At 64.7% G+C, this 13,229-nt stretch carries 15 protein-coding genes; 6 read left to right on the top strand and 9 right to left on the bottom strand.

Annotation, left to right across the window (positions count from 1 at the left end):
- Positions 1 to 36: 36 nt before the first annotated feature.
- From cobT to ACZ51H_RS10850, 5 genes are all read right to left on the bottom strand, one after another.
- Positions 37 to 1,863 (bottom strand): cobaltochelatase subunit CobT, encoded by a 1,827-nt coding sequence (gene cobT, locus ACZ51H_RS10870; protein ID WP_464801819.1) that lies wholly within the window; start codon positions 1,861 to 1,863, stop codon positions 37 to 39.
- On the bottom strand, positions 1,863 to 2,648 hold the full coding sequence (locus ACZ51H_RS10865) for a tyrosine-protein phosphatase (RefSeq protein ID WP_464801818.1): 786 nt from the start codon (positions 2,646 to 2,648) through the stop codon (positions 1,863 to 1,865). Before ACZ51H_RS10865 ends, cobT begins: the two co-directional genes overlap by 1 nt.
- The gene (locus ACZ51H_RS10860; protein WP_460987001.1) at positions 2,645 to 3,064 is read right to left on the bottom strand and encodes an OsmC family protein; all 420 of its coding nucleotides are present in this window, start codon (positions 3,062 to 3,064) and stop codon (positions 2,645 to 2,647) included. Before ACZ51H_RS10860 ends, ACZ51H_RS10865 begins: the two co-directional genes overlap by 4 nt.
- Positions 3,065 to 3,068: 4 nt before the next feature.
- The gene (gene cobS / locus ACZ51H_RS10855) at positions 3,069 to 4,076 is read right to left on the bottom strand and encodes a cobaltochelatase subunit CobS (protein WP_464793926.1); all 1,008 of its coding nucleotides are present in this window, start codon (positions 4,074 to 4,076) and stop codon (positions 3,069 to 3,071) included.
- Between the two features lie 88 nt (positions 4,077 to 4,164).
- The gene (locus ACZ51H_RS10850; protein WP_464801817.1) at positions 4,165 to 4,782 is read right to left on the bottom strand and encodes a DnaJ domain-containing protein; all 618 of its coding nucleotides are present in this window, start codon (positions 4,780 to 4,782) and stop codon (positions 4,165 to 4,167) included.
- Positions 4,783 to 4,826: 44 nt separating this feature from the next.
- Here ACZ51H_RS10850 and ACZ51H_RS10845 point away from each other — a divergent pair, with 44 nt between their 5' ends.
- Both ACZ51H_RS10845 and ACZ51H_RS10840 read left to right on the top strand, forming a co-directional pair.
- Positions 4,827 to 5,114: a BolA family protein gene (locus ACZ51H_RS10845; protein WP_449474457.1), complete on the top strand. Its 288-nt coding sequence runs from the start codon at positions 4,827 to 4,829 to the stop codon at positions 5,112 to 5,114.
- A 14-nt stretch (positions 5,115 to 5,128) separates the two neighbouring features.
- On the top strand, positions 5,129 to 6,034 hold the full coding sequence (locus tag ACZ51H_RS10840) for a pirin family protein (protein ID WP_449474456.1): 906 nt from the start codon (positions 5,129 to 5,131) through the stop codon (positions 6,032 to 6,034).
- A 119-nt stretch (positions 6,035 to 6,153) separates the two neighbouring features.
- Here the strand turns inward: ACZ51H_RS10840 and ACZ51H_RS10835 are convergent, their stop codons facing one another.
- Positions 6,154 to 6,984 carry an MJ0042-type zinc finger domain-containing protein gene (locus tag ACZ51H_RS10835; RefSeq protein WP_464793924.1) on the bottom strand — a complete coding sequence of 277 codons (831 nt, stop codon included), beginning with the start codon at positions 6,982 to 6,984 and terminating at the stop codon, positions 6,154 to 6,156.
- A 170-nt stretch (positions 6,985 to 7,154) separates the two neighbouring features.
- On the opposite strand from ACZ51H_RS10835, the gene ftsE reads away from it, so the two are divergent.
- Genes ftsE through ACZ51H_RS10815 form a run of 4 tightly spaced genes read left to right on the top strand, consistent with a single transcriptional unit; the run spans position 7,155 to position 10,037 of the window.
- Positions 7,155 to 7,871 carry a cell division ATP-binding protein FtsE gene (gene ftsE, locus ACZ51H_RS10830; protein ID WP_464772639.1) on the top strand — a complete coding sequence of 239 codons (717 nt, stop codon included), beginning with the start codon at positions 7,155 to 7,157 and terminating at the stop codon, positions 7,869 to 7,871.
- Complete coding sequence (locus tag ACZ51H_RS10825; protein ID WP_464801816.1) at positions 7,868 to 8,770, top strand: cell division protein FtsX; 903 nt, start codon at positions 7,868 to 7,870, stop codon at positions 8,768 to 8,770. Before ftsE ends, ACZ51H_RS10825 begins: the two co-directional genes overlap by 4 nt.
- Positions 8,767 to 9,297, top strand: a complete 531-nt coding sequence (locus ACZ51H_RS10820; protein WP_460986996.1) for a YdcF family protein — start codon at positions 8,767 to 8,769, stop codon at positions 9,295 to 9,297. Before ACZ51H_RS10825 ends, ACZ51H_RS10820 begins: the two co-directional genes overlap by 4 nt.
- A gap of 11 nt (positions 9,298 to 9,308) precedes the next feature.
- Positions 9,309 to 10,037, top strand: a complete 729-nt coding sequence (locus ACZ51H_RS10815) for a lysophospholipid acyltransferase family protein (RefSeq protein WP_464801815.1) — start codon at positions 9,309 to 9,311, stop codon at positions 10,035 to 10,037.
- Between the two features lie 178 nt (positions 10,038 to 10,215).
- On the opposite strand, the gene ACZ51H_RS10810 is transcribed toward ACZ51H_RS10815, so the two are convergent.
- The 3 genes from ACZ51H_RS10810 to ACZ51H_RS10800 are packed head-to-tail and all read right to left on the bottom strand — an operon-like array spanning position 10,216 to position 13,211.
- The gene (locus ACZ51H_RS10810) at positions 10,216 to 11,121 is read right to left on the bottom strand and encodes a prephenate/arogenate dehydrogenase family protein (protein WP_464771506.1); all 906 of its coding nucleotides are present in this window, start codon (positions 11,119 to 11,121) and stop codon (positions 10,216 to 10,218) included.
- A gap of 3 nt (positions 11,122 to 11,124) precedes the next feature.
- Positions 11,125 to 12,222 carry a histidinol-phosphate transaminase gene (gene hisC / locus ACZ51H_RS10805; RefSeq protein WP_464801814.1) on the bottom strand — a complete coding sequence of 366 codons (1,098 nt, stop codon included), beginning with the start codon at positions 12,220 to 12,222 and terminating at the stop codon, positions 11,125 to 11,127.
- Between the two features lie 41 nt (positions 12,223 to 12,263).
- Complete coding sequence (locus ACZ51H_RS10800; protein WP_464801813.1) at positions 12,264 to 13,211, bottom strand: 2-hydroxyacid dehydrogenase; 948 nt, start codon at positions 13,209 to 13,211, stop codon at positions 12,264 to 12,266.
- Positions 13,212 to 13,229: the final 18 nt, after the last annotated feature.

Raw genomic sequence — 13,229 nt, 5'->3', positions numbered from 1 at the left:
GCCGGGCTCAGGTGGTCAAGCCGGGACAGTCTCGGCCTAATCTTCGTCGAACAGACCGGCCAGCTGCTCCACCATCGTCCCGCCAAGCTGTTCGGCATCCATGATGGTGACGGCCCGCCGATAATAGCGGGTGACGTCATGACCGATGCCGATCGCCACCAGCTGCACCGGTGACCGGTTCTCGATCCACTCGATCACCTGACGCAGATGGCGCTCCAGATAGGTGCCGCTGTTCACCGACAGGGTGGAATCATCGACGGGGGCGCCGTCGGAAATCACCATCAGGATGCGGCGCTCTTCGTTGCGCGCGATCAGCCGCTGATGCGCCCACAGCAATGCCTCGCCGTCGATATTCTCCTTCAGCAGCCCCTCGCGCATCATCAGGCCGAGATTGCGGCGCGCCCGACGCCACGGCTCGTCAGCCTTCTTGTAGATGATGTGCCGCAGGTCATTGAGGCGGCCCGGCATTGGCGGCCGTCCAGCGGCCAGCCATGCCTCCCGGCTCTGCCCACCCTTCCAGGCGCGCGTGGTGAAGCCCAATATCTCCGTCTTGACCCCACAGCGTTCCAGCGTCCGCGCCATGATGTCTGCGCTGATCGCGGCGATGCTGATCGGCCGGCCGCGCATGGAGCCGCTATTGTCGATCAGCAGCGTGACGACCGTATCGCGAAACTCGGTATCCCGCTCGATCTTGTAGGAAAGCGACCGGGTGGGATCGATGACAATGCGCGCCAGCCGCGCGGCATCGAGCATCCCTTCCTCCTGATCGAAGTCCCACGACCGCGACTGTTGCGCCATCAACCGCCGCTGCAGCCGGTTGGCGAGTTTCGTCACCGCGCCCTGCAGGCTGACGAGCTGCTGGTCTAGGAAGCCGCGCAGGCGGTTCAGTTCATCCTCGTCGCACAAATCCTCGGCGGTCACCACCTCATCATGCGCGACGGTGTAAGGCTTATAGTCGAAGCCGGGCGGCAAGTCGGACATCGGTCGGTTGGGACGGACGGGCATCATACCCTCATCGCCCATGTCGTCGGCGCCTTCATCGCTGTCGGCGTCGAAATCGTCGCTATATTCGGTTTCGCCTTCCTCGGTGTCGCCGCCCTGATCCTCGGCGCGCGCCTCGGCGTTCATATCGCTGTCGCCAGCGTCCTCCTCGCCGGAATCGCCTTCTTCTTGGCTCTCTTGCTCGTCCTCGCCTTCGTCCTGCGGCTCCTCCTCATCGGTTTGAGGCGGCACATCGCTTTCTACGAGTTGCAGATGCTCCAGCATGGCCTGCGCCAGCTTCTGAAAGGCGCGCTGATCGTCGATGGCGAGGCCCAACGCATCGAGATCGGCGCCCGCCTTCTCCTCGATCCATTTATCGACCATCGCCATGCCAGTGACGGCATCCTTGGGGATCGGCTGGCCGGTCAATCGCTCGCGCACCTTCAACGCCAGCGCAGTCGAAAGCGGCACTTCATCGGCGGATCGCGCCCGGCGCAGCGGGTCTGACTTCAGCCGCAAGTCCAGCGCATGGTTGAGGTTGTCCCGAACGCCTTCCATCGCCCGCGATCCAATCGCCTCCACCCGCGCCTGCTCGACCGCGTCATAGACCGCGCGCGCGGTCGCGTCGGCTGGCGCAGCGGCCGTATGCATGCGCAGATTATGGTGACGCAGGCGCAGCGCATTCGCGTCAGCAAACCCGCGAGCGAGCGCCACCTGATCGGGCGGCAGGTTCCGGCCCGGTGTCGGCACCTTGATCGCCTTGCCCGCCATGTGCGGCGCGTCGGCGGTGAAGCCTACCTCCACCTCGGCATCGCGCGCGATTGACCGGGCCGCGCCCGACAGCACATCCTTGAAGGCATCCAGAGGCGACCGCTCCGCCATCAGCCGAGCAGCCTTTCACGCAGGACGTGGCGCGCGCCCTCGTCAATACCGAGCGATCCGGCCAGATACCCCTCAATCCCGCCATGGTTCGCATCCAGCTCTGCAAACAGACTGTCCAGATAAGCCACATCGACCGTCAGTACGGGCTCCAGCGCCTCCGCCCGGGCAGACCATGCCCGCGCAACCAGCGAGTTGCGCTGGTTCAGCAACCAATTCCAATCGGCATGCTCTTTGGTCAGCAGATAATCCTCGACGATTGTCTCGCGCGGCACGCCCAAAGCCGCCAGGATCAGCGCCGCGCCAACGCCGGTGCGGTCCTTGCCAGCTGAACAGTTGATAATGATCGGCAGGCGCCCGGCGGCAATTTGCGCGAACATCGCCCGATAGGATGCGGCATGGTCCGCCGGAATGGCACGATAGAGCGCGATCATGGCGTCACGCATGTCCTGCGCGGTCGCATCCTTCCGCTTCAGCATGTCGCCCAGAACGCCGCTGCTCTCGCTATAATCGCGGCAGAAATAATCGACCTCCGCCCCATGCCAGATCGTCGGTTCGGCGCTGCGCTCATTGCCTCGCCGGAAATCGCAGATCGCCCGGATGCCGAGCGAGCGCAGATGCGCGGCGTCCGCATCGCTCAGCAGGGCCATGGTCCCCGACCGAAAAAGCGCGCCCCGACGAACCACGCGCCCATCCGCCGTCGCATAGCCACCAAAGTCACGCAGGTTGAACGCGCGCTCCAAGGGCAGGCGGCGCTGATCAGCGACCAGGGTGCTGGCTTCCGTCACGGCCGTTCGCCCTCGCCCACAGGTGGCACGGCAATGGTCTCGATCCGCGTCTCGACTTCGCTCATCAGCTTGTGAACCGGGCAGCGCGCGGCGACGCCGATCAGCGTATCATGCTGCTCCTGCGACAACGGCCCGCTCAGCGCGATCCGCGTCGTCAGCCGGTAGATGCCGTCCCGTTCCTCACTCGCATCACGGATGACGCCAACATGGATGCCCTCGACCGGGATGCCCTTGCGCTGCGCATACCAGAGCATCGTCATCGCCTTGCACGCACCCAATGCCGAATCATACAAGTCATGCGGATCAGGTCCGGCATCATGCCCGTCAGGCGGCGTCATATCGACGATCAGCTCATGGCCCCGGATGTTGACCCGGTGCGCGCTGCCATCCGGCGCGATGCGCTCTACGACTATCATTGCGTCAGGCCGCCCGGTGGGCGACGCTTTCCGGCAGGTCCTTGCCGAACACGCGCTGATAATATTCCGCCACCAGCGGCCGTTCCGCCTCATCGCATTTGTTGAGGAAGGACAGGCGGAAGGCAAAGCCGATATTGTTGAAGATCAACGCATTTTGCGCCCAGCTGATCACGGTGCGGGGGCTCATCACGGTGGAGATATCACCATTTATGAAGCCTTGGCGGGTCAATTCCGCCACCTTGATCATATTCTCGACTTCCTTGCGGCCGCCTTCATGATCGTACTCCCCCGACTTGGCGAGGACGATTTGCGCTTCGGTCGCGGCGGGCAGGTAATTGAGCGTCACCACCAGGTTCCAGCGGTCCATCTGGCCCTGATTGATCTGCTGCGTGCCATGATAGAGGCCGGTTGTGTCTCCCAGCCCGACTGTATTGGCGGTCGCGAAAAGCCGGAAATGCGGGTTGGGTCGGATTACGCGATTCTGGTCGAGCAGCGTCATCTTGCCATCGGTTTCCAGCACGCGCTGGATCACGAACATGACATCGGGGCGCCCTGCGTCATATTCGTCGAACACCAGCGCTACCGGGCGCTGCAACGCCCAAGGCAGCAATCCTTCACGGAACTCGGTAACCTGCTGACCGTCGCGCAGCACGATGGCGTCACGCCCGACCAGGTCGATACGGCTGATATGCGCGTCCAGGTTGATGCGGATGCAGGGCCAGCGCAGCCGGGCGGCAACCTGCTCGATATGGCTCGACTTGCCGGTGCCATGATAGCCCTGCACCATGACGCGCCGGTTGTAGGCAAAACCCGCCAGAATTGCGAGCGTGGTATCCGGGTCGAACACATAAGCGGGGTCGAGATCCGGCACCCGCTCGTCCGCTTCGGAAAAGGCCGGGATTTTCAGATCGACGTCAATGCCGAACACTTCCCGCGCATCCACCTCACGGTCGGGCGCAGCCAGCAGCGTCTCTGATCGGGTATCGGGCTGGACGTTGGGAATGTCGGTCATTGCTCTTCTTTCTATTCGCTCTCCTCCGCCGTAACCCATGGCGAAGGCCGGTGTCGAGTGGCCAATCCATCCGGCGCGGCCTGCCCATTCACGCGAAGGCAGCCGCCTTGCACAGCAGCCCATAGGCTTCGATCACGCCCTGCAATGCGCTTTCATGACTGCGGTCGCCGCCATTATGATCGGGATGATAGCGCCGCAGCAGCTCGGTATAACGCTGTCGCAACGCCTTGCGATCCGCATCGATGGACAGGCCCATGACAGACAGCGCCTTGCGATCCTCGTTAGACAGAAACTTGCCATCCTCGCGCATTTGCGCGTCGGCCCGCGCCTTTGCCACCCGCTCCTTGAACTTGGCGCCGATCGCGTCGAGCGGGTCCTGGAAGTCGGACCATTTGGGCGGCCGGCTGGTGGCATTCGATGAAAAGGCGCGCGTCTCCCGCTCCCACCCCGCAAAGGGCCGTTGGGCGGCGGCGATTTCATCGGGGCTCATGCCGGTGAAGAAATTATAGCCCTGGTTGAATTCGCGCACATGGTCGAGGCACAGCCAGCGCCAGCGCGGGCCTTCCTGATTGGGTGACGCGCCCTCCAGCGGCGGAGCGCGAAACTCTCCGGGCTCGGCGCACCCATTGACCGCGCAGGGGCGGTCACTTTCCACGCGGCCATGGAAGCGGTTGAAACGGCGGGTCGAGTACGGGTCGGTAGACAAGATTGCCCTGATGCGTGATGAAACAAAGGGCCTATATAGGGGCGATGAGCACCCAACTGAAAGGCCCGGTGGCCACGGAAATCGAACAGCGGCTGCGCGCCGCCCTGTCGCCAGAGCATCTCGCCGTGATCGACGACAGCGAGAAGCATCGCGGTCATGCGGGACATGACGGATCGGGCGAAAGCCATTTTACGGTGGAGATCGTCTCGGCCGAGTTCGCGGCGAAAAACCGCGTGGCCCGCCAGCGGCTGGTCAACGCCGCGCTTGCCGATCTGCTGCGCGACAAGGTTCACGCGCTGGCGATCAAGGCCCGCGCGCCCGGCGAAGCCTGATCAGGGGAAAGCTCATGACGTTAGACGACCTCGTCATCCAGACCGTTAGCCCGACCACCCATGATCTGGGCGACTTCCGCGTCCATCGTTCACTGCCCGCGCCGGGCCGGACGATGGTCGGCCCCTTCATCTTCTTCGATCAGGCCGGACCCGCGAAGATCGGTGCGGGGCAGGGCATCGACGTGCGCCCGCACCCGCACATCAATCTCTCCACGGTCACCTATATGTTCGAGGGCGCATTCCTGCATCGGGACTCCTTGGGCACGGAGCAGTTGATCGAGCCGGGCGCGGTCAATCTGATGACCGCAGGCAGCGGCATCGTCCATTCCGAACGCTCGCCCGATAGTGACCGCGTGCGTGAGTCCAAAATCTCGGCCATTCAGACATGGCTTGCCCTGCCGGACGGCATCGAGGAAATGGCGCCAGCCTTCGAGCATGTCAGCGAGGGCGGCTTGCCCGTGATCGATTGCGGCCGGGCGAGCGCGCGCGTGATCATGGGCAGCCTTTGGGGCGCGACATCGCCGGTCACGACTTATGCCGACACCATCTATGCCGATATTCAACTGTCACCCGGCGGGACCGTGCCGATCGACACCGATGCAGATGAGCGCGCCATCTATGTCGCTGGCGGAGACGCGGCGCTCGATGGCGTCGCGCTGTTGCCCCAGACGCTCTACGTCCTGCGTCCCGGCACCCGCGCCACGTTGATGAGCGTCGATGGCGGCCGCGTAATGTATTGCGGGGGCGAGGCGTTCAAGACGCCGCGCCATGTCTGGTGGAACTTCGTCTCCTCTTCGACCGATCGCCTCTATCAGGCGCGCGAGGATTGGGAGGCGATGCGCTTCCCGCTGATCCCCGGCGATGATCAGGAATTCATCCCGATCCCGAAGGGGCGGCCCAAGACGGTGAGCTATCCGTGAAACCATCCGCCCCACAATGACCGTTCGCCCTGAGCTTGTCGAAGGGCTTACTTTCTTGAAAAAGAAGGGGCTTCGACAGGCTCAGCCCGAACGGAGATGGGGTAATCGAGGCTGGCCGTTTACTGAACGAAGGTCAGCGACAAATTCTCGGCATTTTTCGGAATATCGATCCGGCTTTCATTGATCGACGCTTCCTCGCCCGGTTTCAGGCTCGTGCGATCCGCCTTCGTCGTCCAGCTGAACACCAGCCGGTTCTGCTGATCACGCAACTGCACCAGCACCGGCGGCACCGGCAAAGTCTGCTTCCCGCTGTTCACGATCCGCGCGCCAAAGGCGAAATATTCCTCCCCGGTCGGCAGCTTGCGCCGCTCAGCGGGCTTGGACAGGTAGAATAGCAGGTCCGGATCGCCCTCTTCCGAAACAAAGCCCAGATTGACCGCCCAGCTTGGCGTGCCGAAATACCAGAGCGCGCCCCCGATGCCGCCAACCGCAAGGCAGAAAAGCACTGCCGCATAGGTCCACAGCTTCAGGCGATTGCGGCGCGGCCTGACCGGCGCGGCGTAGCTTTCCGCAGGTTCCTCGCGGTGCCGGCCGTAAATGTCATCGACGCTATTATCGGTCTGCGCTGCTGACATGCTCGGCGCGACTGCCACTGGCTCGGGTATCGGCGCAGCTACCGCTTCTACTACCCGAGCGGGCTCCGCCGGAGCCTCGACAGGCGCAGCAGGAGGAGGCGGAGCAGAGGCAACAGGCGGCGGCGGGGCAGGGCGCGCTTCGGCGGCGACGGGCGCTTCCGCCATCTCCACGGCCTTTTCCCTGACCGGCAGAGCCGCACCTTCCTGGAACCAGCTATGTTTGCAGGAGGCGCAGCGAACCTGGCGGCCATCGGGGCCGACGGCGCTGTCCGGCACAATATAGCGCGTGGCGCAATTGGGACACACCAGGATCATGACGCTTCATAGCCATGGCTTGGACTCGAGGGCAAGCGGCATTGAATGGGGAGGCCGAAGATGCCGCGACTCGGTGGATGATGGTGCTTGGCGCTTTACGCCTGCCTGCCCGCTGTGCCATGGCTGTATCCAAGGGGAAGCAGGGAGCGCGCAGGCGCATTCATTAAAGCATGTCGGCGATCGTCCAGTTCGAAAATGTCGGCCTGCGCTATGGTCTGGACAGCGAAACGCTGTCCGACGTCAGCTTCTCGCTGCATGGCGGCGGCTTCTATTTCCTGACCGGCGCGTCGGGCGCGGGCAAGACGTCGCTGCTGAAGCTCCTTTACTTGGCCCAGCGCCCCAGTCGCGGCGTCATCCGGCTGTTCGGGGAGGATGTGGTGACGCTCCCCCGCAAGCGCCTGCCAGGCTTTCGCCGCCGCATCGGCGTCGTTTTCCAGGACTTCCGGCTGGTCGCGCACCTGTCCGCCTATGACAATATCGCCCTGCCGCTGCGGGTCGCAGGCATGGAGGAAAGCGAGATCGACGCTTCGGTCTCGGAGATGCTCAATTGGGTCGGCCTTGGTGACCGGGGGCAGGCGCGCCCGGCGACACTCTCGGGCGGAGAGCAGCAGCGCGTCGCCATCGCCCGCGCGGTCATCGCCCGGCCCGAAATCCTGGTAGCGGACGAGCCCACCGGCAACGTTGATGCCGACATGGCCCGCCGTCTGCTCACCCTGTTCGAAGCGCTCAACCGCCTCGGCACCACCATCGTCGTCGCGACCCACGACCTGCCGCTAATCGGTCAGGTCGAAGGCGCGCAGATGATGCGGCTGGACAAGGGTCGGCTGTCCGATCCCACCGGATCGCTGCGCTACCCGCCCCGATCGCAAGGCATGGCCGCGTCATGACCGCAGCCGATCGCCGCGCCGCCGCCGCCGCCCGCCACCGGCTTCTGCCCGAAGGCCGCGTCGCTGGACCCATGCCTTGGGTTATCGCGATCATGATGTTCCTGACCGTCCTTGCCGCCGCCTCTGGCCTTGGCCTTGCAGCGGCGGTGCAGTCGGTCGGCGCCGACCTCGCCGGACGCGCCACGATCCAGATTGTCGAGGCCAATGCTGACCGACGCGAGGCGCTGAGCGGCGCGGCAGCTCGGCTGTTACGCAAATCCGCTGACGTGCGCGCCGTCCATCCGGTCGATCCGGCGACCCTCGCCGACCAGATTCGTCCCTGGCTCGGCCAGGATGCCGCGAGCGGCGATCTGCCTATCCCCGCACTGATAGATGTCGAACTAACCCCCGGTGCGACGGCGGCCAAGGTGCAGCGGTTAGGCCGCGTCCTCGCGACTCTGTCCCCGAATATTCGCGTCGAACCCCACGCCGCCTTCCTCCAGCCGCTCGGCAGCCTGCTTGCCGCGCTAGGTGGCCTCGCCGCTGGCATCGTTCTGCTAATGGCGCTTGCCACTGCCGCCATCGTCGTGCTCGCCGCGCGCGCCGCGCATGACAGCCATCGCGGCACGATCGACGTACTTCACCTGATGGGCGCCACCGATGTCCAGATCGCCCGGCTCTTTCAGCGGCGCATCGGCCTCGACGCGCTGTTCGGGGGCCTGCTGGGCTTCGTCACCGCGTTGCTGGTCATCATCCTGCTGGGCACCCGGCTCGCGGCGACGGGTTCCGATCTGCTGGCGGCGATCAGCCTGCCGTGGAGCAGTTGGCTGATCCTTGCCACCCTGCCCATAGGCGGCGTCCTGCTCTCGACGCTGGCCGCGCGATGGACGGTGCTGCGGTCGCTGGGCCGGCTCCTATGATCGTCCGCCTCTTCGCCGTGACCTTGCTCGCCTGGATGCTGGGTTTCGCCTGGTTCGCGATCTTCCTGCCCCAGCCGCTCGATGGCCGCCCGACAGACGCCATCGTCGTGCTGACGGGCGGCGCGGGCCGGATCGACCGTGGCCTTGCCCTGCTTGAAGAGGGTGCGGCAAAGCGAATGCTGATCTCGGGCGTCGATCGTTCCGTCCGCCCGGCGGAGCTGGCGGCGCAATATGAAAGGCCCGAACGGCTATTTTCCTGCTGCATCACTTTGGGCCGCGAAGCGATCGACACCCGCTCGAACGCCATCGAAACCGCCCATTGGCTGGAGCGCAGGGACTTCCGCACCGTCCGCCTCATCACGACGGACTGGCACATGCGTCGCGCCGCGCTTGAACTGCGCCAGGCGGTGCCGGGCAATCTGACGATCGTCTATGACGCCGTGCCCAGCAGGCCGAGCCTCAGGATGCTGATGCGCGAATATAATAAATATCTCCTCCGCCGCGCCGCCGCGCTCGTCGGGATTTGAAGAACGGCCTTATGATCACCGCCCTGCGCTCGCTCGTCTTCACGCTGATATTCTACAGCGGCTCCTTGCTGCTGGTTCTTGCTGCTCTGGCTGCGGCATGGCCATGGCCTGCTGGGGTTCCGGTCGTGGCAACGGCATGGGGCCGCTTCCACCGCCTCTGCGCGCGCTGGATTCTCGGGCAAAAAGTGCGGATCGAAGGCGACCTGCCGCACGGCAACTATCTCTATATCGTCAAGCATGAGTCGATGTTTGAAACGATCGACCTGCTCTGCATCTTCGATCGCCCGGTCATCGCTGCCAAGCGCGAACTGCTCGACATTCCTTTGTGGGGCCGTATCGGTCGGCTGTACGGCCTTATCCCGGTCGAGCGCACCGCTGGGGCCAGCGCCCTGCGGACCCTGCGAGCCGCCGCCCGCGCCGCAACCGATCAGGGCCGCGCCGTTTGCCTCTTTCCAGAAGGTACGCGCGTCCCTCATGGCGAGGCGCCGCCGTTGCGGGCGGGTTTCGCGGGCCTTTATTCCCTCCTCGCTTTGCCCGTCGTTCCGATCGCGATCGACAGCGGGCGCCTTTCCCCGCGCGGCAAATTCCTGAAGCGCGCGGGCGTCATCACCTACAAGGTCGGGGAAGTGATCCCGACCGGCCTGGACCGCCGAGACGCCGAAATCCGCGTCCATGCCGCGATCAACGCGCTGAATCCCGCGCATGCCTTTGACAAGCTCAACCCAAACGCGGTCGAGTGATCCCGGATAAAAGGCGCGAAGCCTTAGAGCATGATCATATTTGAGTGATCGTCACCCCGGACTTGATCCGGGGTCCCGCTTCTTTTCTGACGCTGCCGAGGCAGTGGGACCCCGGATCAAGTCCGGGGTGACGGAAAATCAGCCTTAATGCCGATGCTTCCGTGTAAGAAGATCGGTCCTAGTGACGCCGCCCGAAATCTGGCTTGGGATCGTCCTGCCCCTGTTCGATGATCGACCGGCGGATGGCCCGCGTCTTGGTGAACAGGTTGAACAATGTGTCCCCGTCATTCCACCGGATCGCCCGCTGCAAAGCCGACAAGTCCTCGGAGAAACGCTGTAGCATTTCCAGCACAGCGTCCTTGTTCGCCAGGAACACGTCGCGCCACATGGTGGGATCGGACGCCGCGATGCGGGTGAAATCGCGAAAACCGCCAGCGGAATATTTGATGACCTCGGACTGGGTCACATCCTCCAGATCGCTCGCCGTGCCGACGATGGTGTAGGCGATAAGGTGCGGCAGATGGCTCGTCACCGCCAGCACCAGGTCATGATGCTGCGGGTCCATCGTCTCGACATCCGCGCCGACGCGATGCCATAGTTCGGAAATGCGCTCGACCGCCGCCGGATCGGCTCCGGCAGGCGGCGTAATGATGCACCAGCGGCCCTGGAACAGGCTGGCGAAACCCGCTTCAGGCCCGCTATTCTCGGTCCCGGCGACCGGGTGTGCGGGGATGATGACGCGTCCGGGCAGGGCCGCGTTCAGTTGCGCCAGCACATCGGCCTTGCATGATCCCACATCGCTCACGATCGCATCGGCGGGCAGATCGTCCGCAATCTCTTCTGCCGCCACGCCCATGGCCCGCACCGGCACGCACAGCACGACCAGGTCGGCGTCGGTCACGCTCGCGCCCGCCGTGTCGGTTACATCGTCGCACAGGTCGATAGCCCGCGCGATCTGCCGCACATTTGGATCGGCATCATGCCCCGTCACCCGAACCGTCGGCATATATTCGCGGATAGCCCGCGCGAGGGATGAGCCGATCAGGCCAAGGCCGATGATGGTGACGCGAGCAAATGGCAGCATGGTTCAGGCCGCCTCCGCCATCGCCCGCAGCTTCGCCGCGACCGCGCGCACCTGCTCTTCGGTGCCGATGGTGATGCGCAGACCATTGGGCAGCCCTTGGCCGGGCAGCCAGCGGGTCGCGAAACCTTCGTCCCACAGCCCCTTCATCACCGCCTCGGCGGTCAGCTTGCCGTTGAACAGGATCAGCAGAAAATTGGCCTTGCTCGGCACCGCCCGCAGCCCATGGTTGGACAGCGAAGCAACCTCATCGGTCAGCCAGGCCCGCCATGTGCGATTGTGCGCCCGGCTGGCATCCACCCATGCCTGATCCTTCACCGCCGCGATCGCCGCCGCCTGTCCGGCTGTGGTGACATTGAACGGCGCGCGGATGCGGTGCAACGCGTCGATGATCTCCGCGCTGGCATAGCCCCATCCAATCCGCTCAGCGGCGAGGCCGTAGATTTTGGAGAAGGTGCGGGTTACCAGCACATTGGCGGCGTTCTTCGCCAGCTCCAGCCCGCCATCATCTTCTTGCGGGTCCAGATATTCGGCATAGGCCTGATCCAGCACGAACAAAATGTCCGTCCGCAGCGCCGCGTGCAGCCGCGCAATATCCTCGCGCGGCGTCATGGTGCCCGTGGGATTGTTGGGATTGGCCAGGAAAACGACCTTGGTCTTTTCCGTCACGCAGGCGAGCAGCGCGTCCACATCGGTCGCATAATCCTTGTCCGGCGCGATCACCGGGGTCGCGCCGACCCGCCGCGCGGCGATGTCGTAAACCGAAAAGCCGTAATGGACGTAAAGTATCTCGTCCCCCGGCCCTGCATAGGCGCTCGCCGCAATGTGCAGCAACTCGTCCGATCCGGTGCCGTAGATCACCCGAGCGGGATCAAGGCCATGCACCGCCGCGATCGCCTCGCGCATCTTCGTCGCGCCGGGATCGGGATAGGTCGCAAGGTCTGCCGTCGCCGCGACCAGCGCCGCCCGTGCGGCCGCGCCGGTGCCCAGCGGGTTTTCATTCGCGCTGAGCTTGATCAGCGGGCGTCCATCATCGGCCGCTGCCTTACCCGGCACATAGGGCGAAATGCCCAGAATCCATTCCTTGGGAGCAGGTTTCGTCATGGCCGGGCTTTAGCGCCATCGGCGGCAAAGGCAAAGCGCTGCTAGATGACCGGCGTCACCAGCGGCTTGCCCGCCGCCCACGCGTCCAGATTGGCGAGCACCAGGTCGGCCATCGCCTTGCGCGTGTTCACCGTGGCGCTACCCTGATGCGGTTGCAGCACGACATTATCCATGGCGAACAAAGTCTCGGGCACGTGCGGCTCCTGCGCGAACACGTCCAGCCCGGCACCACCGACCCGACCTTCCGCCAGCGCCGCGACCAGCGCGTCCTCATCGATGACGCTCCCCCGGCTGATGTTGATCAGCACGCCCTGCGGCCCCAGCGCCTCCAGCATCGCCGCATCGACCAGCCCGTGCGCTTCCGGCCCGCCCGATGTCGCGACGATCATCGCCTCGCTCTCTCGCGCGAAGGCGATGCGGTCGGCCACATAGCGATAGGGGGCGTCCGGTGCAGGTCTGCGGTTATGATAAATGATCTCGCTTGCCATCGGCTCCAGCCGCCGCGCGATCGCTCGCCCGATCCGGCCCAGTCCCAATATCCCGATCCTGCGCCCCGTTACGCTGCCGCTCAACGGCGCCGTGCCACCCCGCGCCCAGCTGCCAGACCGCACCATCCGATCGTTGGCAGCAATATTGCGCACGGTCGCATAAAGCAGGCCCACCGCCAGATCGGCCACATCGTCGGTCAGCACGTCGGGCGTGTTGCTGACCTTGATGCCCTTCGCCTTGGCATGCGCGACATCGACCTTGTCATAGCCAACCGAAAACAGCCCGATCATCTCCAGCCTCGGCAGCGCATCCATGATCGCGGCAGAAGCGCCGACCGCCCCGAACGACACCAGCGCCCGCGCCTCCCGCACCGCCTCGGGCAGCGCGTCCGGATCGGCAGCCGCCGCCAACTCATGCACGATGAATCGGGCCTTCAACTGCTCTTCCAGATAGGAGGACAGGGGGCCATAGATGACGATCGGAATGCGGGTCTGGCTCATGTCCTCGTCCTAGCCCAT

The organism is Sphingobium sp. TomMM15 (genome assembly GCF_055397045.1).
This window is presented reverse-complemented; position numbering and strand designations above follow the sequence as displayed.

Bases quoted from the DNA above. Each gene is read 5' to 3' on its own strand.
- cobT (WP_464801819.1), bottom strand. From the start codon at position 1,863: ATGGCGGAGCGGTCGCCTCTGGATGCCTTCAAGGATGTGCTGTCGGGC.
- ACZ51H_RS10860 (WP_460987001.1), bottom strand. From the start codon at position 3,064: ATGATAGTCGTAGAGCGCATCGCGCCGGATGGCAGCGCGCACCGGGTC.
- cobS (WP_464793926.1), bottom strand. From the start codon at position 4,076: ATGACCGACATTCCCAACGTCCAGCCCGATACCCGATCAGAGACGCTG.
- ACZ51H_RS10845 (WP_449474457.1), top strand. From the start codon at position 4,827: ATGAGCACCCAACTGAAAGGCCCGGTGGCCACGGAAATCGAACAGCGG.
- ACZ51H_RS10840 (WP_449474456.1), top strand. From the start codon at position 5,129: ATGACGTTAGACGACCTCGTCATCCAGACCGTTAGCCCGACCACCCAT.
- ACZ51H_RS10835 (WP_464793924.1), bottom strand. From the start codon at position 6,984: ATGATCCTGGTGTGTCCCAATTGCGCCACGCGCTATATTGTGCCGGAC.
- ftsE (WP_464772639.1), top strand. From the start codon at position 7,155: ATGTCGGCGATCGTCCAGTTCGAAAATGTCGGCCTGCGCTATGGTCTG.
- ACZ51H_RS10825 (WP_464801816.1), top strand. From the start codon at position 7,868: ATGACCGCAGCCGATCGCCGCGCCGCCGCCGCCGCCCGCCACCGGCTT.
- ACZ51H_RS10820 (WP_460986996.1), top strand. From the start codon at position 8,767: ATGATCGTCCGCCTCTTCGCCGTGACCTTGCTCGCCTGGATGCTGGGT.
- ACZ51H_RS10815 (WP_464801815.1), top strand. From the start codon at position 9,309: ATGATCACCGCCCTGCGCTCGCTCGTCTTCACGCTGATATTCTACAGC.
- ACZ51H_RS10810 (WP_464771506.1), bottom strand. From the start codon at position 11,121: ATGCTGCCATTTGCTCGCGTCACCATCATCGGCCTTGGCCTGATCGGC.
- hisC (WP_464801814.1), bottom strand. From the start codon at position 12,222: ATGACGAAACCTGCTCCCAAGGAATGGATTCTGGGCATTTCGCCCTAT.
- ACZ51H_RS10800 (WP_464801813.1), bottom strand. From the start codon at position 13,211: ATGAGCCAGACCCGCATTCCGATCGTCATCTATGGCCCCCTGTCCTCC.